The following is a 17,609-nucleotide window of genomic DNA, read 5'->3' as shown; positions in this document are numbered from 1 at the left end:
CATATGACCCATCAAGACGGGACACCAGAGGGGCCGATTGCCGATGCTGTGACCGGCAATTGGGTCGACACTTGGGCCCCTGCGCGCACGCGGCCCTTTCTGCGGTTAAGCCGTGCGGACAGGCCGATCGGCACGTGGCTGTTGTTACTGCCCTGCTGGTGGTCGTTGCTGTTGGCGATGCTGCACACGGGCAGCGCCAGCCTTTATGATGCATGGATCGCGCTTGGCTGTGCGTTGGGCGCGTTTCTCATGCGTGGTGCGGGGTGCACGTGGAACGACATCACCGACCGGCACATCGACGGATCGGTGGAACGCACGGCGCAACGGCCCATTCCATCGGGGCAGGTGGGCGTGCGGGCCGCGCTGATCTGGATGGCTGCGCAATCGCTGGTGGCTTTGCTGATTCTGCTGACCTTCCCCCCCAATGCGGTCTTTCTTGGCTTTGCGTCTCTCATTCCGGTGGCCATTTATCCCTTCGCCAAACGGTTCACGTGGTGGCCGCAGGTGTTTTTGGGCCTTGCCTTCAACTGGGGGGCGCTGCTGGCATGGACAGCCCACACCGGCGCATTGGAATGGCCCGCCTTTGTCCTTTATCTGGCCGGCATCGCCTGGACGCTTTTCTACGACACCATCTATGCCCATCAGGACGCCGAAGATGACGCGTTGATCGGGGTCAAATCCACAGCACGGCTCTTTGGCGATGCGACCCGCAAATGGCTGCGTTTGTTCTTGATGAACACGATTGTGCTGTTGGGCCTTGCCATCGTTTGGGCCGCGCAAAACGCGTCTATTCTGGCGTTGGTGGTGGCGCTGGGTGGGCCGTGGGCCATGGGTTGGCATCTGGCGTGGCAGCTGCGCACGTTTGACGCGGACGACGGCCCCCACCTGCTGCGCCTGTTCCGGTCCAACCGCGATGCAGGCCTGATCCCCTTGCCGTTTTTCGCCGTCGCGTTTTTCCTATGATTGAACCCAAGGCCCGAACCGCCTAAACGACACCCCACAGGTTTCAAAGGATCCGCCATGCGGCTGTCAGAACTTTTTGTGCGCCTCGCGGCGTTTGCCGTCGCAGCCCTCATCTGCGTTGTGGGCGCGCGCTTTGCCGTCGCCACCGTAGAGACGCGGTCGGTTGAGGCGGTGCAGGTGGCCTTGCAGGAGAACGGGCACGACTTCGCGACCGTGCTGGGCGACGGGTTGCAAGTGATCCTTGAAGGCGAAGCCCCGACCGAAGCCAACCGCTTTCGCGCCATTTCCACCGCGGGGTCCATGGTCGACGCCAGCCGCGTGATCGACAACATGACCGTCAAAGCCTCGGAGGCGTTGCAAGCGCCCGAATTCTCGATGGAGATTTTGCGCAATGACAGCGGTGTGTCGCTGATCGGGCTGATCCCCGCTGCCACGGACCGTGAGGCGCTGACCGCACGGTTTGCGGGCCTTGCAGGGCGCGATGGCAACTTCGCGGATTTCCTTGAGACGGCGGATTATGAAACCCCAGTGGGCTGGGACGATTCGGTGGATTTTGCCCTGCGGGCTTTGCGCCAGCTTCCACGGTCGAAGATTTCCGTGCGCGCGGGCCGCGTTTCGGTTGAGGCGATTTCAGATTCGCCTGAGGAAAAAGCCAGATTCGAAAATGAACTGCGCCGGATCACGCCCGCCGGTCAGTTGGTGACGTTGAACATCATGGCGCCCCGTCAGGTGGTGTCGCCCTTCGTGACGCGCTTTATCAAGGACGCCGATGGCGCGCGGTTTGACAGCTGTGTGGCCGATACCCCTGCCGCCGAACGCCGCATCGTTGCCGCAGCGCAAGCTGCCGGTGTTGAGGGCCGCGTGGGCTGCACCGTCGCCTTGGGCGCGCCAACCGCGCGCTGGGCGGATGCAGTGACAATGGCGCTTGAGGCAGTCGATGAATTGGGCGGCGGCACCGTCACGGTGTCCGACACCGAAGTTACCCTTGTGGGGCAGCAAGGCGCAGTCCAGGGGCTGTTTGATCGCATCGCGGGGGAGCTGGAAAACACCCTGCCGGAGGCCTTCGCGCTTGAGGCGATTTTGCCCGCCGCACCGACATCCGGCCAAGAAGGGCCGCCGCAGTTTGTCGCTACGTTGAGCCCCGAAGGTCTGGTACAATTGCGCGGACGGGTGTCCGATGAATTGTTGAACACCACTGCCGAAAACTTCGCCCGTGCCAAGTTCGGATCCAACGACATTTCCATGGCCACGCGCGTGTCCGATGGCCTGCCTGGCACATGGCCCATGCGCGTTCTGGCTGGGGTTGAGGCCCTGTCATCGCTGTCCAACGGGTCGGTCACGGTGCAGCCGGACACTGTTGTCGTGCGCGGCAATTCCGGTATCGAAGACGCAAATGGCGTCATTACACGGTTGCTGGTGGATAAGCTGGGCAGTTCGGCTGAATTTGAGGTCGATGTGACCTATGTCGAAGCGCTCGACCCGATTGCAGCGCTGCCGACCGAGGAAGAATGCCTTGATCAGATCACGGCTGTGACGACTGCGCGTAAGATCACATTTGACCCCGGTTCCGCCAATATCGCGGGTGAAGGTGCAAGCATCATCGACGACATCGCGGAAATTCTGCGCCGTTGTTCCGATTTGCGTCTGGAAATTGCGGGCTACACCGACAGCCAAGGGTCTGAAGAAGGCAACCAACGTCTGAGCCAGCAGCGTGCCGATGCGGTGCTTGATGCGTTGCGTGTGCGCCGTGTGCCGGTGTCTAGTTTCCGGTCCGTGGGATACGGCGAAGAAAACCCCATCGCCGACAATGAAACCGAAGCGGGCCGTGAGGCGAACCGCCGGATTGAGTTTACATTGATCGTGCCAGAAAGTACCGAAGAACTTACAGCGCTTGAGCAGATCGAAGCAGAAGCCGCCGAACAAGAGACCGGGGACGAGGCCACCGAATGAACAGAACCGAATTCATCGTCGCCACAGCGATCATCCTCTTTGTTGCGTTTTGTCTGGGCTGGTTTGCCAGTTGGCTGATCAACCGCTTCACCCGCGTGTCCAAAGCCGAAGTGGGTGAATTGGACCGGATGGCGCAAGCCCTGCACGAGGCCGAAGAAACCCGCGATCAGGCGATCACCTATCTGCAACAACGCGAAGCCGAGATTACCAACCAGCTGAGCCAGACCGAGGCCGAGTTGCGCGCCGCGATGGACGGATTGCGCGACGCCAGACAAGAGGCCGAACACCTGCGCGGTCAGTTGCAGGGATAAGCAAGCGGAGGTCGTTCTGCGGACTTTGCCGCCGTTCAAGTCCAGATGGATTACGTCCGTTTTCGTTCGAACTCTTGTTCAACAACTTCCGTACCCCATTGGCTGCCACGGTTTTCATGGACCAACTCAAAGCCGTGCTTTTCATACAAGTGGCGGGCTGCATCGAGCCCTTTGAATGTCCAGAGCCGCGTCTTCTCGAAACCTGCCGAGTCCACAAATGAGGTCGCCGCTTCAAGAAGCAGATTACCGATACCCATGCCTTGCGACTCGGGACTGACGATGAACCATCTTAGATGACTGACACTTTCTTCGAGGTCTTCTCCATCAAGAGATACCGAGCCGAGAAGTGTTTCGCCAAGAAAAGCGGAGAATGTCGTGTTCGTAGGGTTCGCAATGCGCCCCATGAACTCTGACATTTCGGTTGCAACCTTCCGCTCAAAGACGGCACCAAACCCATAGTTAGTCGCGTAATACGAGGCATGCAGGCCAACGACGGACGCGATCATTCCGGGGCAATAGCCTTGGCGAAGCTCCACCGCATTCGTGTTGATGTGGCGGCTTTTTTCTCCTCGCAGCGCTTTCGCAAAAAGCGTCAGACCTGATTCAACCTTGGCGAGATCATCCTTCGCAAGATGCACGAAGGCCGACTTCATTTGTTTGCGCCCGAAGTCCTCAAGCGATTTCAGAAGTGCTTTGCCTTCTTTCGTGAGGCCGATTTGTCGAGATCGCCGGTCGGAAGGGTTCGACCTTGCCTCGATCAATCCATCTTCAGCGAGCTTTTGGACGAGCCGACTGACCGACGACTTCTCCAGATGTAGCATCTCGCCCAAATCACCTGCATTTTTGACGGTGCCGTAGCCCAACTCAATGATCGTATGCACGGCCGACGGAGACAGCGATGTCCCAGCTAACCCTTTCTGCATGAATCCAAGCTGCCGGACGATCTCACGTGAAGCTGCTCGCAGTTCGTCGATACGCTGTGTGGAAACGAGTTGGCCCATAGTTGTATCATACAACCAATTTTCACCCTGTCTACCGATAGCCGACATTCGCTTCGATGCAACAACACGCAAGGTTGGGCTCGAAGCGGGCATTTGTTGCGGTTCTTAAGTATCGTCCTTACTCGCCTGCCACCAACGCCCGCAGAATTTTCATTGCAGGTTCGCTCGCCCAGTCGGCATCTCCGATCAGTCGGGCGATTTCGTAACCTTCGGGGTTGAGGATGAGCGTGACCGGCAGGCCGACAACGCCGAAGTCGCGGGCGAGGGCGGAGTTGGGGTCGGTGTGTAGCGGCAGGTTGTCCACGCCAATTTCATCCAGAAACCGTTCCATCGCAGGCCGCTGGTTGAGGCCGGTGGCAACGGTCACGACTTCAAAGGTGTCGCTGCCCAACTCACTTTGCAGGTCCGACAGATGCGGCATTTCTTTGCGACAGGGCGCACACCACGTGGCCCAGAAATTCAGCACCACATGTTTGCCTTGGAACGCGGCCAAGGTCATGTCTGACCCGTCTTCGTTCACAAACACCACGTCCGACCCGCGATCGACGCCGAACTGCAGCTTTTGCATGTCGCCTTCGCGCATCGCTTCGACGGCGGCAAAATCTATCTCTGGCAGGCCGGGGGTTCCCTCGGTCTCGCTCGCTAGGTATAGCCCACCGGCAACACCGATGACGGCGGCAGCGGCAAGGATCAGCTGTTTTCTCATTCGGGACACCCGTGCTTAAGGACGCAATTCATGTCGGACAAAACAACCTCGAATGCAATGTGGGGCGGGCGGTTTGCCGCAGGGCCGGACGCGATCATGGAAGCCATCAATGCCTCCATCGGGTTTGACCGCCGATTGGCCGGTCAGGATATCGCAGGGTCCCGTGCCCATGCTGCCATGTTGGCCGCCACTGGTATCATCACCAATGACGATGCGGAGGCGATTAGGGAAGGCCTCCTCACGGTGTTGTCAGAAATTGAGGGCGGGACGTTCCCCTATCGGGTGGAATTGGAAGATATCCACATGAACGTCGAAGCGCGCCTGAAAGAGATCGTGGGTGAGCCTGCGGGCCGTTTGCACACAGGCCGGTCGCGCAACGATCAGGTGGCGGTCGATTTCCGCCTTTGGGTCCGTGACCAGTGCGATGCCGCGATGGAGGCGTTGGTGGCGTTGCAAAAAGCGCTCTTGGGACAGGCCGAAGAGGGCGCCGATTGGGTCATGCCTGGCTTTACCCACCTGCAAGTGGCCCAACCTGTAACGTGGGGCCATCACATGATGGCCTATGTGGAAATGTTCGCCCGCGACCGTGCGCGGTTTGCGGATGCACGCGCGCGGATGAATGAAAGCCCCTTGGGGGCCGCAGCATTGGCGGGCACATCCTTTCCGCTGGATCGCCAGATGACCGCTGAGGCGCTGGGCTTTGACCGGCCTATGGCCAATTCGCTGGACGCCGTGGCGGCACGTGATTTCGCGTTGGAATTCCTGTCGGCGGCGTCCATCTGCGCCATGCACCTGAGCCGTCTGGCCGAAGAACTGGTGATCTGGTCCTCAGCCCAATTCCGGTTTGTCTCCATGTCGGACCGGTGGTCCACGGGCTCATCCATCATGCCGCAAAAACGCAATCCCGACGCGGCAGAGCTTCTGCGCGCCAAGATCGGGCGGATTTTCGGGGCGAATGTGGCACTGATGACGGTGATGAAGGGCCTTCCGCTGACCTATTCCAAGGACATGCAGGAAGACAAAGAACAAGTCTTTGACGCGGCGGACAACCTGATGTTGGGTCTGGCTGCGATGACAGGGATGGTCGCTGACATGAAAGGTCGGCCTGACGATTTGCGCGTGGCTGCGGCCATGGGCTTTTCCACCGCCACCGACCTTGCCGATTGGTTGGTGCGCGCATTGGGCCTGCCATTCCGCGATGCACACCATGTGACCGGATCGCTGGTGGCTATGGCTGAAGATAAGGGCGTGGACCTGCCCGACCTGACGCTGGCGGATATGCAATCGGTCCATGCGGACATTACCGATGCGGTGTTTGAGGTGTTGGGAGTGGACAACTCCGTGCGCAGCCGTACATCCTACGGGGGCACTGCGCCCGACAACGTGCGCGCCCAGATCGCCCGCTGGAAAGAGGTTTTGTCATGAAGATTGTTTTCGCCCTCGTCGCTTTGACCGTGGTTGCCGCCTGTGGAGCGGATGATCCGCCGTTTCGCCCGACCGGCAATGTAGGCGTGTCTGTTGGACCCAATGGTGTGACGCCGAATGTGGGCGTGGGTGCCACGAACGGCACCTTCAACGTGGGGCTGTCGCTTTGATGCGTTGGGTGTTCGCGGCGCTGGCCGTGTGGGGGACGATCCATCCGATGTCCTATTTTATCGCGTGGTTTCAGGCGAATACATGGGACATCATGGCGATGGTCGATGCGTGGCATGCCAATGATGCGTCGTCGGGTTTGGTTTGGGACCTGACAGTGGCGGCGGTCGCCCTGACCGTTTGGGTGATTTACGAAGCCGTGCAGACCCGCCAATGGGTGCGGCTTGTTGCGATCCCCGCGACCTTTGGAATTGGCGTCAGTTGCGGGCTGCCCTTGTACATTTTTATCCGGATGACCAAGGCGCGTGCCGCGGGCGGGTAAACAAAATTCCGGAATTTTGTTGCCTCCGGCGGGAGTTTTTCGGGCCAGATGAAGGTTGGACCGCGCGCGTAATCTGTTAGGTCAACGGGAGACGCGAATCCGGAGGGTCATGTCGTGGATCATTTTCTGTATCGGGACGGCCAGTTGATGGCTGAGGACGTGGCGATTGCGCAGATCGCGGCTGAGGTGGGCACGCCATTCTACGTCTATTCGTCGGCCACCTTGCTGCGGCATTTCAAACTGTTTGATGAGGCCTTGGCTTGGACAGACCACCTTGTGTGCTTTGCGATGAAATCGCTGTCCAATCAGGCGGTGTTGACGCTGTTGGGCGACGCGGGCGCTGGAATGGATGTGGTGTCTGGCGGAGAATACCGCAGGGCGCGGGCGGCGGGCATTTCCGGCGACCGGATCGTCTTTTCCGGTATCGGTAAAACGCGCGAGGAAATGCGCATAGCGCTTGAGGGTGGCATCCGTCAGTTCAACGTCGAATCCGAGCCTGAGATGGAAGCCCTGTCCGACGTGGCGGTGGGTTTGGGCGTGCAGGCGCCGATCACCGTTCGCGTCAACCCGGATGTGGACGCCAAAACCCACGCCAAAATCTCGACCGGCAAAAAGGAAGACAAGTTCGGCATCCCGATTTCGCGCGCCCGTGAGGTCTATGCCATGGCAGCTGCCCTTCCGGGGCTGAAGGTGATTGGCATTGATGTGCATATCGGCAGCCAGTTGACCGAGTTGGAGCCTTTCCGTCTGGCCTATCGCAAGGTTGCGGAGCTGACTGAACAACTGCGTGCCGACGGGCACGAGATTACGCGCCTTGATCTGGGGGGCGGTCTGGGCATTCCCTATGCCCGCGACAATTCCGCCCCACCTTTGCCCACCGATTATGGCGCCATGGTGCAAGAAGAAGTCGGCCATTTGGGATGTGAGATTGAGATTGAACCGGGCCGTTTGATTTCGGGCAATGCGGGGCTTTTGGTGGCTGGCGTCATTTATGTGAAATCCGGTGAGGGGCGCAAATTTCTGATCCTTGATGCGGCGATGAATGACCTGATCCGTCCTGCCATGTATGAAGCCTGGCACGACATCATTCCCGTTGTTGAACCCGCGCCGGGCCACGATTTTACCCCCTATGATATTGTCGGCCCTGTCTGCGAATCCGGCGATACCTTTGCCAAGGAACGCCTGATGCCCACGCTGTCTGCCGGTGATCTGGTCGGCTTTCGCTCCGCCGGGGCCTATGGCGCGGTGATGTCGAGCGAATACAATTCGCGCCCCTTGATCCCTGAAGTTTTGGTGAAAGGGGATCAATTCGCGGTTATCCGCCGACGTCCCACCTTTGACGAGATGATCAATCGAGATACCATACCTGAATGGCTATGATCGTTTCGACGTAGCCAAATCAGCAGGAGAGGGCATCTGACCCCCAATCACCCCGTCCCACGGCACCTGAAACTGCCCATCGCCCTGACCCGTGCCGGCCTTGTGGCTGAACGTGTGACGCAGGCGTTCTGGCCCGTCTGGACGGTTCTCTTTGTGGTGTTTGCGCCGCTGATGATGGGGTGGCATGAGATCGTCCCGCTTGAGGTGTTATGGGGGAGCGGTGTTATCGCCGCCCTTACGTTGCTCTATACGTTGTATCGCGGTGTTCGCGTGTTCGCCTGGCCGTCAGAGGCTGAGGCGATAGCCCGCGTGGATGCGCGCCTGCCGGGTCGGCCCATTGCCGCGCTGAACGACAGTCAGGCCATTGGTGCAGGTGATCCCGCATCCGAGGCCGTTTGGGCTGCGCATCTGGACAGAATGGCCGCCAAGACCCGTGACGCCCGTGCGGTCGAACCTGACCTTCGGGTATCTTCCAAGGACCCCTTCGGCCTTCGTTATATGGCGTTGCTGGTGATGGTGGTCGCCCTTCTGTTTGGGTCGATCTGGCGGGTTGGCACCGTGGCTGATATGGCCAGCGGTGCGGATGCCACGCTGGTGACGGGGCCTGTTTGGGAAGGCTGGATCGAACCGCCCGCCTATACCGGCAAGCCGACGCTGTACCTTGCCGATATCATCGCGAACCGTGTGCAAATCCCGCAAGGGTCCTTTGTGACCATCCGTCTTTATGGCGACACGGGTGACCTGACTGTGTCCGAAACCGTATCCGGCCGGACAGATGACATCCCCCCTGCCACGGATCAACAGCAGGGGTTTGAGGTCACGCAATCCGGCACGATTTCGATTGATGGGGACGGTGGGGCCCGTTGGAATATCCTTTTGCTGGACGACCAAGCGCCCACGGTTGATCTGACCGGTCCCGTAGAGGCCGATGCCAATGGCGAGATGTCGCAACCTTTTTTGGCGATGGATGATTATGCCGTTGTCGCGGGCACCGCGACCATCGCCCTTGATCTGGCGCGCGTTGACCGCCGCTATGGTCTGACGGTCGATCCGGACCCGCGCGATGCGGTGGTGATCGACTTGCCGATGCCGTTTTCAGGCGACCGCGCCGATTTCGAAGAGATGTTGATCGACGATTTCAGCGAACACCCGTTTGCCAACATGCCCGTCACGATCACCTTGCAGGTCGAAGATGCGCTGGGCCAGACCGGCACGACCGAGCCTGAGCCGATCATCTTGCCCGGGCGCCGCTTTTTTCAACCCATCGCGCGGGCGGTGGTGGAACAGCGTCGCGATATCCTTTGGTCGAAAACCAATGCCGTCCGCGCGGCACAGGTTTTGCGCGCCGTGTCCCACCGCCCCGACGATATTTTCCCCGATGAGACCACGTATTTGCGTCTGCGGTTCATCATCCGTCGTTTGGAAAACATCGAGGAGGTCGGTTTGACGGATGACGTCCGCGATGAGGTCGTGGATGCCTTGTGGGAGCTTGCCGTTCAGCTTGAGGAAGGGTCCCTCGCCGATGCCCGCGCCCGTCTTGAACGGGCGCAGGAGCGGCTGGAAGAGGCGATGCGCAATGGTGCCTCTGACGAAGAAATCGCCGAACTGATGCAGGAACTGCGTGAGGCGATGAACGATTATATGAACATGCTGGCGCAGAATGCGGAACCGAATGACGGGACCGATCAGCCACAGCAGGGCGAAAGCCAGACTATCACCCAAGACGAATTGCAGGCCCTCATGGACCGTATTCAGGAGCTGATGGAAGAAGGCCGCATGGCCGAAGCGATGGAGCTGATGGAACAGCTCAATGAGTTGATGGAAAACCTGCAAGTCACCCAAGGGGAGGGCGGCGAAGGTGGTCCCCAGACGCCGGGCCAGCAAAGCATGGAAGACCTCGCCGAAACGTTGCGCGACCAGCAACAGCTGTCCGATGAAGCGTTCCGCGAATTGCAGGAGCAGTTCAATCAGGGCCAGCAGGACGGCCAGCAACAAGGACAACAACCAGGTCAGGACCAGGGCCAGCAGCAGGGTCAACAACAGGGCCAGCAACCCGGGCAGCAGCAAGGCCAGCAAGGGCAGGATGGCCAGCAAGGCCAAGGGGGCCAACAAGGCCAGCAGCAAGGCCAAGGCCAAGGTCAGGGTGACAACACCCAAGGTGGTTTGACTGATGACAGCGGGCAAGGCGGCGAAGGCGGCGGTGGGGATGCGGGATCACTGGCCGAACGCCAGCAGGCGTTGCGTCAGGGCCTAAACCAGCTGCGCGATGGCCTGCCCGGTCTGACCGGCGATGCCGCCGACAACGCGGAGCGGTCGCTGGAACGCGCCGAAGGGGCCATGGACAACGCCGAAGATGCCCTGCGCGAAGGCGACTTGCCCGGTGCGATCGATCAACAGGCCGAAGCCTTGGACGCCCTGCGGGACGGGTTGCGCAGCCTTGGTCAGGCACTGGCCGAAAACCAAACGGACGAATTGCGCGAAGGCCAAGGCACCCAAACGGGCAATGCCGAAGGCCGGCCAGAACCTGAACGTCGCGACCCATTGGGCCGCCAGATGGGCACCCAAGGTCAGTTCGGGTCCGAAGAATCCATGCTGCAGGATGAATTGAACCGCCGCGCGGAAGAACTGCTGCGCGAATTGCGGGATCGGTCGTCAGAACAGACCCGCCCGCAAGAAGAACTGGATTATCTGCGCCGCTTGCTCGACCGGTTCTAGGTCAGCTGTCGCCCTCACCGGATCCGGCTTGTTCCACCAGATTGCCGATCTGGGCATCGAGCCACAAACGCATGCCGTCGACCCAATTCACATAGGCCATCAACGGCCCTTCGGTTTGGGGCACGGCTGCCGCAATTTGGGGCGCAAAGACGTAGGCGGCCAGCGCGATCAGGGCGATCAAAACCATCAACATAAAGCCACGGCGGAAACCACTTTTGCCTGTGCTGACCTCAACATCATCGTCAGAAGACTGTGATGTTTCGTCAGGGCGCAGGGTGGAATTGATTTCTTCGATGTCGGGCAACAGTTCGCGTCGCGGGGCGTCGGTTTGGCTGGCCATCGTCGCCCCCACGGCTGCCGCCGTTGCCGCGTTGGTCGTGGTGTCCTGTTCGCCGCGCAGACGCGCCAGACGGTCACGGGCCTCACGGCTGCGGCGGTCTTCGTCGGGGTCTTGGGATAGGTCCATTTCCGGCTGGGTTTCAATCGGGTCCGCCTCAGCGGCGCGGGCGGCCTTTTCGAATTCGGCCTCCTCACGCAGGATGTCGGCGACGCCCGGGTCCAGTTCACGGCGCTGCAGTTCGGGTTCCGGCTCAGGTTCTGGCGCTTCGGGTTCAGGCTCTGGTTCCGGATCGGGTTCAGGCTCTGGCGTTGGTTCAGGCTCTGGCGTTGGTTCGGGGTCAGGCTCTGGCGTTGGCTCGGGCGCGGGGTCAGCCTCTGGGGCTGGCTCTGGCAGGTCGGTCGCGACTGGCGTCGGGTGTTCATCGGCCACGGATGCGCCGGGCGTTTCAAACCAGGTATGCCCGCAGTTGGAACATTGCACGTCACGACCGGCCTGCGGGATGACATCATCCGCGACCTCATATTGCGCACCGCAATTCGGGCAGATCAGCCGCATTGTTGTGTTCCCTTGCCTTAATCGAATGGGTTACTGTGTCATTGTTTCCTAATTCTTAACGGGCGAAAAGTCCCCTCGGGTAGGTTTGGCAATAAAATCAATGGGTCTGTTGATTGCATGTAACGCTTCTTTGCGCCAAAACCGATGTAACGAACGGGGGCAACCGTGATCGAGCTGGACAATGTCGCTTATTCCTATGGCGGGGCAGAGCTTTTCTCCGCGCTGAACCTGTCTTTGGCGCCCGGATCGTTCCATTTTCTCACCGGACCGTCGGGTGCCGGAAAAACCACTCTGTTAAAATTGTGTTATGGCGAATTGATCGCGACCGGCGGGCAAGTCCGGCTGTTTGGAGAAGACGCGCGCGCCATGGATCGCAATGCCGTGGCCCAAATCCGGCGGCGTATTGGTGTCGTGCACCAAGATTGCCAGTTCCTCGACCATTTGTCTGTGGCTGAAAACATCGCGCTGCCGTTGACCGTTTCAGGTCGCAGCGCGCAGCCCAGTGATGTGACGGACCTTCTGGGGTGGGTTGGCCTGACGCGCCAAGCCGCCCAGACCCCGCCGGAGCTGTCGGGCGGTGAACGTCAGCGTGCGGCATTGGCCCGTGCGGTGATCATGTCGCCTGATGTGATCCTCGCGGATGAACCCACAGGCAATGTGGATGCTGAGATGTCACAGCGGTTGATGGCGCTGCTGTTGGAGCTCAATAAAATGGGCAAGACGATCTTGATTGCCACCCACGATCTAAGCCTGATCCGTACCGCAAAGGCGCAGGTCAGCGCCCGTGTGTTGCGCCTGAAGGACCGCAAGTTGCAGCTGGCGGGGGCGGATCTGTGATGGATATGTTGCGCCGATGGCTGGATATTCTGGCGGGTGATCCGCAAGCCGATCGTGCGGTGCCGCCCACGGGATTTACCGCACGTCTGACCGTGTTGTCGGCCTTTGCCATGGCGTTTCTGGCCGTCTTTGCGCTGGCCCTGTCTTTGGCGACTGGGCGCCTGGCGGATCGTTGGTCGTCTGAACTGGCCAAGACATCGACCTTGCGGATTTCTGCACCGGCGGGTCAGGTTGTTGCACAGCGCGACGCGGCATTGGCCGTGTTGCAAACTACACCCGGTGTGGCCTCAGCTCGCGCGCTGACGGATGATGAACAACGCGCCCTTCTGGCCCCGTGGTTCGGCCCCGATCTGCCTATTGAAACGCTGCCAGTGCCGCAACTGATCGAGATTGTCGAAGGCGATGCGGGGTTTGATGCCACGGGCCTGCGCGCGCGGCTTCAGGCCGAAGTGCCCGGCGCGGTTCTGGATGACCATACCCGCTGGCGCGCCCCTTTGGTTGAGGCCGCGTCCCGTTTGCGCCTGTTGGGCATTGTGTCGATGATCCTGATCGCAGGTGCAACGGCGGCGATGATCACGCTGGCCGCCAATGCGGCGCTGGCGGCCAATGCGCAAGTTATCCGCGTGATGCGTCTTGTGGGCGCGCAGGACATCTACATCGCCCGCGCCTTCATCCGCCGGTTCACCCTGCGTGCGCTGACAGGGGCCGCCGCAGGCACGCTGGCCGGAACCCTGGCGGTCTTGTTGTTGCCGCGAACGGATGTGGCAGGCGGGTTTCTGACCGGGCTTGGCTTTCAGGGCTGGCACTGGCTTTGGCCGCTGATCATCCCCATACTGGCCGCTGTTGTGGCCTTTGCCGCCACGCGGCACGCCGCCTTGCGCACCTTGAAGGAACAATCATGACCTATGCCGTCCAATGGATCCGATCCTTTGTGTTTATCGTCATCATGTATGCGGTCATGCTGCCGTGGAGCCTTGTCTTTGCGATCCCTGCGGTCTTTTCGCGCAAGGCCGCGATCCTGTGTTGCCGGTCTTATTGCTGGTTCATCATGTGGCTCGCCGGTTGGCTCATTGGCCTGAAATGTCAGGTGCGCGGCACGCCGCCCCAATATGCCTGCTTGATCGCCGCCAAACACCAGTCGTTCTTGGACGTGCTGATGATCTATTCGGCCATTCCGGCGGGACGCTTTATCATGAAAGACGTCCTGAAATTCGCGCCTATTGTCGGCCAATTCGGCCTGCGCGTGGGCTGCATCCCTGTCAAACGGGGCAAGCGCGGCAGCGCGATCAAAAAGATGGTCGCAGACGTTGAAGCCGGACGCCTGTTTCCCGGTCAGTTGATTATCTATTCCCAAGGCACCCGCATCGCGCCGGGCGTGAAGGCGCCCTACAAGATCGGGACAGGTGTTTTGTACAAAGAACTGGGGCAGGATTGCGTGCCTGTGGCCGCCAACGTCGGCGTCTTCTGGCCAAAGCGCGGCATCTACCGCGCACCGGGGGTGGCTGTGGTGGATTTCATGGACCCCATCAAACCGGGGATGGAGCTTGAACCGTTCATGGAACAGCTGGAACACTCGGTCGAGGCGCGGTCAAACGCGCTGATGCGGGAGGCGGGATTTACCGCGATTGAGCAATGACACAGATCACCACCATCGAAGACCTTGAGACGCTTTATGACGTGCCCGTGCCTGCGTCCCTCGATAAAGTGGTGCGCCGGATCACGCCGCTTTATGCCAAATGGCTAGAGGCGGCGCGGTTTTGCGTGGTCACCACGGTGGGCCCCGAGGGCACAGATGGGTCACCCCGTGGCGACACCGGCCCCGTTGTGCGTGTGGTGGATGACACCACGCTGCATCTGCCTGACTGGCGCGGCAACAACCGCCTCGACAGTTTGCGCAACATCGTGCGCGACGGGCGGATCAGCCTGATGTTCATGGTGCCCGGCGCCAGCAATGTGATCCGCATCAACGGCACGGCGAGCCTGACGGCGGACCCCGCTGTCACGCAGACCTTCGATCAGCGCGGCACCCACCCCAAATCCGTGATCGTCGTCACCATGGGGGAGGCGTATTTCCAATGCGCCAAGGCGATCATGCGATCTGAGTTGTGGACAGCGGATCAGGACGTCGACCTGCCAACTGCAGGGCAGATGATCAAAGAACAAAAGGCTGAATTCGACGCCCGCAGCTATGACGACGGCTATGCCGAATACGCCAAGACAAGGATGTGGTGAATGAAACGCTGGGGCTTTCTGACCGGTGCGCTGTTGGCCGCGATCGGTGTCTGGGCGTTCTATGCGCTGACAGGTGTGTCCGATGATGACCGGCTGGCCAGTGTCCTCACCGATCACTGCGTGCCTTACGTTCAGACCGGCGATGCGCCATTTTCAGACATGGGACGCACGCCAGGTGTGTTTGATGACGTCCCCCTGCGCGACGCCGTGTCGGATGGCGGTGCGCGGCTGATTTATGACGGCCGGTTTTCGGCCCAATGGGGCACGATTGACGGGGTGGGTCGCGCCTCTCGTATTTGCGAAATCTCCCCCATCTATACCGAACGCCGCACGCCCGCGTTTGAGGTCCGCGCGGATGGCTTTACGGCCCGCTACGCCGATCTGCTGGGCCTTGTGGCCGAGCAGAACACGGCCCCCAATATTGCCGGATGGTACGAAGACCCGACCCAACAGGACCGTGGCTTGCGTGTCGTCATGATCGCCGGTGACGGTATCGTATCCAACGTCGTTGTCATGGACGACCTGCCGGACGAATGAACCTGCCATGGCAGCAATCTGACCTGCATCCCCACGCGTTGTCCGTGATGGAGGACGGGCTGGACCACCCTGATCTGGCACAGGCCTTGGCCGAGGATTTGGATACTTTTAACCCGCCCGACATCATCCACCGTTACCGTGTCGTGGCCCTGCGCGGGCAGGCCTGCGACGCGCTGTCCGCCAACGGCTTTGCCCCCAACCGCATCACGCAACTGATTGACCTGCCGCTGTCTGCGCAGTGCGATCCCGTTCTGGCGGCCCCGCCGCCGGATCACATTGCCACCCATTGGTTTCGCCCCGGCGAACGCGCCCCTTGGGACGGCTGGGTGCAGGCCCATTGGCGGCATTATCAGACCACCCATCACAGCAACCCGCCCCGCGTGCCAAAAGGCGGCCTTCGGGATGTGTTCATCGGGGATGATCTGGTGGAGGGTCTGGCCCTGCGCGACGGCCCCCAAGGGCGCACGCGGGCCTTTGCCAGCCTACGGGAGGGGCAGGAATTGGGGTGGATCGGTGGGGATCCCGCGCTGTTGCCCGCGACGCTGGCTGCGTGCCTGCGTCGCGCCACCGCCATGGGCTGGTCGAAAGCAACGGTCGAGGTTGATGATGATGATCACGTTTTGTGGTCGCTGATCCAGCGGCTCAACCTTACGGCAGCACAGACCTATGTCACATGGCACCGCGAACGGTACACGGACATCCCTTCCCACTAACTCAGCGGGCAGTCGGCCACGTCGACGTTGACCACCACAAAGACATCCGGCCCAAAGGTGACCCCACCCACGTCCACAAATAGACGCGATCCTTCGACGAAAATCGCATCGTGATCCAAGGTGACGGTCGAATTTTCGACGTCCAGTTCCGCACCGTTGAACAACACACATTCTGTCAGAAAATCGAGGACATAGCCGTTGAACGCAGGTTCGGGGAATTCCCCCGACACGCCTTCGGGGTAGGTCAGAACGACCGCTTGGTCCTGAATGTCGATGATCGACGGCACGATATCCCAGCCGTTTTGCATACCCTCTGGCCCAAGCCCGTATTCGATACCGGGGCCGACCTGTGCGGGGTGGCGTTCGCCCACATAGATGGGAGCATCGCGGTCGTCATAGGCCAATGCGCCGAAGGTCACCGTGCGGTCCATCAGACCGCCTGCCGCGGCCGCTTGCCCGCAGAACGCAAAGGCAAGGGCGAGGCGGATCACGCAGCCAACCCGCGCTTGCCCAGATCGAGGTACTTTTGACGCCGTGCCGTCGACAGACCCCCTGCGGATTTGCCAGACAGTTCAGCCAGCATTGATCCGATGACCCCACCCACATTTGCGATGGTTTCTTTTTTGTGACGGTGCGCGCCACCCACCGGTTCGTCGATGATGCGGTCGCAGACACCCAGCTGGTGCAGCTCCTGCGCGGTGAGACGCAGCGCCTCTGCGGCTTCGCGCATCTTTTCGGCGTCCTTCCACAAGATCGACGCGCAGCCTTCGGGTGAGATGACGGAGTAGACGCTGTGCTGCAACATCGCGACGCGGTCGGCGGTGGCAAAGGCCACAGCCCCGCCGGACCCGCCTTCGCCGATGATGACGCTGACAAGCGGTACTTGCAGTTGCAGACATTTCTGGGTCGACCGGGCGATTGCCTCGGACTGGCCGCGTTCTTCGGCTCCTTTGCCAGGGTAGGCACCGGGGGTGTCGACCAGCGTGATGACAGGCAGGCCAAACCGGTCGGCCATGTCCATCAGGCGGATCGCCTTACGGTAGCCTTCGGGCCGAGCCATGCCAAAGTTGCGCTCGATCCGGGATTTGGTGTCGTTGCCCTTTTCATGGCCGATCACCATCACGGGCTGGCCGTTGAACCGCGCCAGACCGCCCATAACGGCGTGGTCGTCGGCAAAATTCCGGTCACCGGCGAGCGGTGTGTATTCGGCAAACAACGCCTCGATATAGTCTTTGCAATGGGGGCGGTCGGGGTGACGGGCCACCTGACATTTCCGCCATGGGGTCATGTCGGTGTAGAGCTGTACGAGCAGATCGGCGGCTTTTTTATCCAGCGCCTTTGCTTCAGCCTCGACGTCCATCTCCTCATTGGCGCGGGCCATGGCGCGCAGCTCTGCTGCTTTGCCTTCAATTTCCGCCAGCGGTTTTTCAAAGTCGAGGTAGTTGGTCATGTCG

At 60.6% G+C, this 17,609-nt stretch carries 19 protein-coding genes; 14 read left to right on the top strand and 5 right to left on the bottom strand.

The features are described 5' to 3' along the window. Window positions 1–3: 3 nt before the first annotated feature. The 3 genes from ubiA to ACTG36_RS04710 are packed head-to-tail and all read left to right on the top strand — an operon-like array spanning window position 4 to window position 3,224. Complete coding sequence (ubiA, locus tag ACTG36_RS04720) at window positions 4–963, top strand: 4-hydroxybenzoate octaprenyltransferase (RefSeq protein ID WP_375280007.1); 960 nt, start codon at window positions 4–6, stop codon at window positions 961–963. A gap of 57 nt (window positions 964–1,020) precedes the next feature. After that, the gene (locus tag ACTG36_RS04715) at window positions 1,021–2,913 is read left to right on the top strand and encodes an OmpA family protein (RefSeq protein ID WP_375280006.1); all 1,893 of its coding nucleotides are present in this window, start codon (window positions 1,021–1,023) and stop codon (window positions 2,911–2,913) included. Then, a complete protein-coding gene (locus ACTG36_RS04710; RefSeq protein ID WP_375280005.1) occupies window positions 2,910–3,224 on the top strand; it encodes a hypothetical protein in 315 nt (104 codons plus the stop codon). The genes ACTG36_RS04715 and ACTG36_RS04710 overlap by 4 nt, the downstream gene beginning before the upstream one ends. Before the next feature lie 50 nt (window positions 3,225–3,274). On the opposite strand, the gene ACTG36_RS04705 is transcribed toward ACTG36_RS04710, so the two are convergent. Together ACTG36_RS04705 and ACTG36_RS04700 are read right to left on the bottom strand one after the other, a co-directional pair. Continuing rightward, complete coding sequence (locus ACTG36_RS04705; RefSeq protein ID WP_375280004.1) at window positions 3,275–4,225, bottom strand: helix-turn-helix domain-containing GNAT family N-acetyltransferase; 951 nt, start codon at window positions 4,223–4,225, stop codon at window positions 3,275–3,277. A 118-nt stretch (window positions 4,226–4,343) separates the two neighbouring features. Beyond that, the gene (locus ACTG36_RS04700; protein ID WP_375280003.1) at window positions 4,344–4,931 is read right to left on the bottom strand and encodes a TlpA disulfide reductase family protein; all 588 of its coding nucleotides are present in this window, start codon (window positions 4,929–4,931) and stop codon (window positions 4,344–4,346) included. A gap of 30 nt (window positions 4,932–4,961) precedes the next feature. On the opposite strand from ACTG36_RS04700, the gene argH reads away from it, so the two are divergent. From argH to ACTG36_RS04675, 5 genes are all read left to right on the top strand, one after another. Next, window positions 4,962–6,356, top strand: a complete 1,395-nt coding sequence (gene argH, locus ACTG36_RS04695) for an argininosuccinate lyase (protein ID WP_375280002.1) — start codon at window positions 4,962–4,964, stop codon at window positions 6,354–6,356. Further along, window positions 6,353–6,526 (top strand): hypothetical protein, encoded by a 174-nt coding sequence (locus tag ACTG36_RS04690; RefSeq protein ID WP_375280001.1) that lies wholly within the window; start codon window positions 6,353–6,355, stop codon window positions 6,524–6,526. The genes argH and ACTG36_RS04690 overlap by 4 nt, the downstream gene beginning before the upstream one ends. Further along, on the top strand, window positions 6,526–6,846 hold the full coding sequence (locus ACTG36_RS04685; protein ID WP_375280000.1) for a DUF2834 domain-containing protein: 321 nt from the start codon (window positions 6,526–6,528) through the stop codon (window positions 6,844–6,846). The genes ACTG36_RS04690 and ACTG36_RS04685 overlap by 1 nt, the downstream gene beginning before the upstream one ends. A gap of 114 nt (window positions 6,847–6,960) precedes the next feature. Continuing rightward, on the top strand, window positions 6,961–8,226 hold the full coding sequence (gene lysA / locus ACTG36_RS04680; protein WP_375279999.1) for a diaminopimelate decarboxylase: 1,266 nt from the start codon (window positions 6,961–6,963) through the stop codon (window positions 8,224–8,226). 72 nt (window positions 8,227–8,298) lie between these two features. Further along, window positions 8,299–10,941, top strand: a complete 2,643-nt coding sequence (locus ACTG36_RS04675; RefSeq protein WP_439141607.1) for a DUF4175 domain-containing protein — start codon at window positions 8,299–8,301, stop codon at window positions 10,939–10,941. A gap of 1 nt (window position 10,942) precedes the next feature. Here ACTG36_RS04675 and ACTG36_RS04670 read toward each other — a convergent pair whose 3' ends face one another. Next, entirely contained in the window at window positions 10,943–11,836 is an 894-nt protein-coding gene (locus tag ACTG36_RS04670) for a zinc-ribbon domain-containing protein (protein WP_375279998.1), read from the bottom strand. A 165-nt stretch (window positions 11,837–12,001) separates the two neighbouring features. Between ACTG36_RS04670 and ACTG36_RS04665 the strand changes: the two genes are divergently transcribed. From ACTG36_RS04665 to ACTG36_RS04640, 6 genes are read left to right on the top strand one after another with little or no spacing between them, the layout of a single operon-like run. After that, a complete protein-coding gene (locus ACTG36_RS04665) occupies window positions 12,002–12,673 on the top strand; it encodes a cell division ATP-binding protein FtsE (protein WP_375279997.1) in 672 nt (223 codons plus the stop codon). After that, on the top strand, window positions 12,673–13,575 hold the full coding sequence (locus ACTG36_RS04660; RefSeq protein WP_375279996.1) for a cell division protein FtsX: 903 nt from the start codon (window positions 12,673–12,675) through the stop codon (window positions 13,573–13,575). Before ACTG36_RS04665 ends, ACTG36_RS04660 begins: the two co-directional genes overlap by 1 nt. Next, window positions 13,572–14,309, top strand: coding sequence for a lysophospholipid acyltransferase family protein (locus tag ACTG36_RS04655; protein ID WP_439141572.1), 738 nt, complete (start codon window positions 13,572–13,574; stop codon window positions 14,307–14,309). The genes ACTG36_RS04660 and ACTG36_RS04655 overlap by 4 nt, the downstream gene beginning before the upstream one ends. Further along, complete coding sequence (locus tag ACTG36_RS04650) at window positions 14,306–14,905, top strand: pyridoxamine 5'-phosphate oxidase family protein (RefSeq protein WP_375279994.1); 600 nt, start codon at window positions 14,306–14,308, stop codon at window positions 14,903–14,905. Before ACTG36_RS04655 ends, ACTG36_RS04650 begins: the two co-directional genes overlap by 4 nt. Further along, window positions 14,906–15,442, top strand: coding sequence for a hypothetical protein (locus tag ACTG36_RS04645; protein WP_375279993.1), 537 nt, complete (start codon window positions 14,906–14,908; stop codon window positions 15,440–15,442). Beyond that, complete coding sequence (locus tag ACTG36_RS04640) at window positions 15,439–16,155, top strand: hypothetical protein (RefSeq protein ID WP_375279992.1); 717 nt, start codon at window positions 15,439–15,441, stop codon at window positions 16,153–16,155. The genes ACTG36_RS04645 and ACTG36_RS04640 overlap by 4 nt, the downstream gene beginning before the upstream one ends. Here ACTG36_RS04640 and ACTG36_RS04635 read toward each other — a convergent pair. After that, window positions 16,152–16,646 carry a hypothetical protein gene (locus ACTG36_RS04635; protein WP_375279991.1) on the bottom strand — a complete coding sequence of 165 codons (495 nt, stop codon included), beginning with the start codon at window positions 16,644–16,646 and terminating at the stop codon, window positions 16,152–16,154. The genes ACTG36_RS04640 and ACTG36_RS04635 overlap by 4 nt on opposite strands. Continuing rightward, window positions 16,643–17,605 carry an acetyl-CoA carboxylase carboxyltransferase subunit alpha gene (locus ACTG36_RS04630; protein WP_375279990.1) on the bottom strand — a complete coding sequence of 321 codons (963 nt, stop codon included), beginning with the start codon at window positions 17,603–17,605 and terminating at the stop codon, window positions 16,643–16,645. Before ACTG36_RS04630 ends, ACTG36_RS04635 begins: the two co-directional genes overlap by 4 nt. Between the last annotated feature and the right edge of the window lie 4 nt (window positions 17,606–17,609).

It is taken from the genome of Pseudooctadecabacter sp. (assembly GCF_965657175.1).
GTDB lineage: Bacteria > Pseudomonadota > Alphaproteobacteria > Rhodobacterales > Rhodobacteraceae > Octadecabacter.
The sequence above is the reverse complement of the archived record's forward strand: the minus strand, read 5'-3'. Positions and strand labels throughout refer to the sequence as shown.

Bases quoted from the DNA above. Each gene is read 5' to 3' on its own strand.
- ACTG36_RS04705 (WP_375280004.1), bottom strand. From the start codon at position 4,225: ATGGGCCAACTCGTTTCCACACAGCGTATCGACGAACTGCGAGCAGCT.
- ACTG36_RS04715 (WP_375280006.1), top strand. From the start codon at position 1,021: ATGCGGCTGTCAGAACTTTTTGTGCGCCTCGCGGCGTTTGCCGTCGCA.
- ACTG36_RS04710 (WP_375280005.1), top strand. From the start codon at position 2,910: ATGAACAGAACCGAATTCATCGTCGCCACAGCGATCATCCTCTTTGTT.
- ACTG36_RS04670 (WP_375279998.1), bottom strand. From the start codon at position 11,836: ATGCGGCTGATCTGCCCGAATTGCGGTGCGCAATATGAGGTCGCGGAT.
- ACTG36_RS04690 (WP_375280001.1), top strand. From the start codon at position 6,353: ATGAAGATTGTTTTCGCCCTCGTCGCTTTGACCGTGGTTGCCGCCTGT.
- ACTG36_RS04655 (WP_439141572.1), top strand. From the start codon at position 13,572: ATGACCTATGCCGTCCAATGGATCCGATCCTTTGTGTTTATCGTCATC.
- ACTG36_RS04650 (WP_375279994.1), top strand. From the start codon at position 14,306: ATGACACAGATCACCACCATCGAAGACCTTGAGACGCTTTATGACGTG.
- ubiA (WP_375280007.1), top strand. From the start codon at position 4: ATGACCCATCAAGACGGGACACCAGAGGGGCCGATTGCCGATGCTGTG.
- ACTG36_RS04700 (WP_375280003.1), bottom strand. From the start codon at position 4,931: ATGAGAAAACAGCTGATCCTTGCCGCTGCCGCCGTCATCGGTGTTGCC.
- ACTG36_RS04640 (WP_375279992.1), top strand. From the start codon at position 15,439: ATGAACCTGCCATGGCAGCAATCTGACCTGCATCCCCACGCGTTGTCC.
- ACTG36_RS04630 (WP_375279990.1), bottom strand. From the start codon at position 17,605: ATGACCAACTACCTCGACTTTGAAAAACCGCTGGCGGAAATTGAAGGC.
- ACTG36_RS04645 (WP_375279993.1), top strand. From the start codon at position 14,906: ATGAAACGCTGGGGCTTTCTGACCGGTGCGCTGTTGGCCGCGATCGGT.
- ACTG36_RS04685 (WP_375280000.1), top strand. From the start codon at position 6,526: ATGCGTTGGGTGTTCGCGGCGCTGGCCGTGTGGGGGACGATCCATCCG.
- argH (WP_375280002.1), top strand. From the start codon at position 4,962: ATGTCGGACAAAACAACCTCGAATGCAATGTGGGGCGGGCGGTTTGCC.
- ACTG36_RS04660 (WP_375279996.1), top strand. From the start codon at position 12,673: ATGGATATGTTGCGCCGATGGCTGGATATTCTGGCGGGTGATCCGCAA.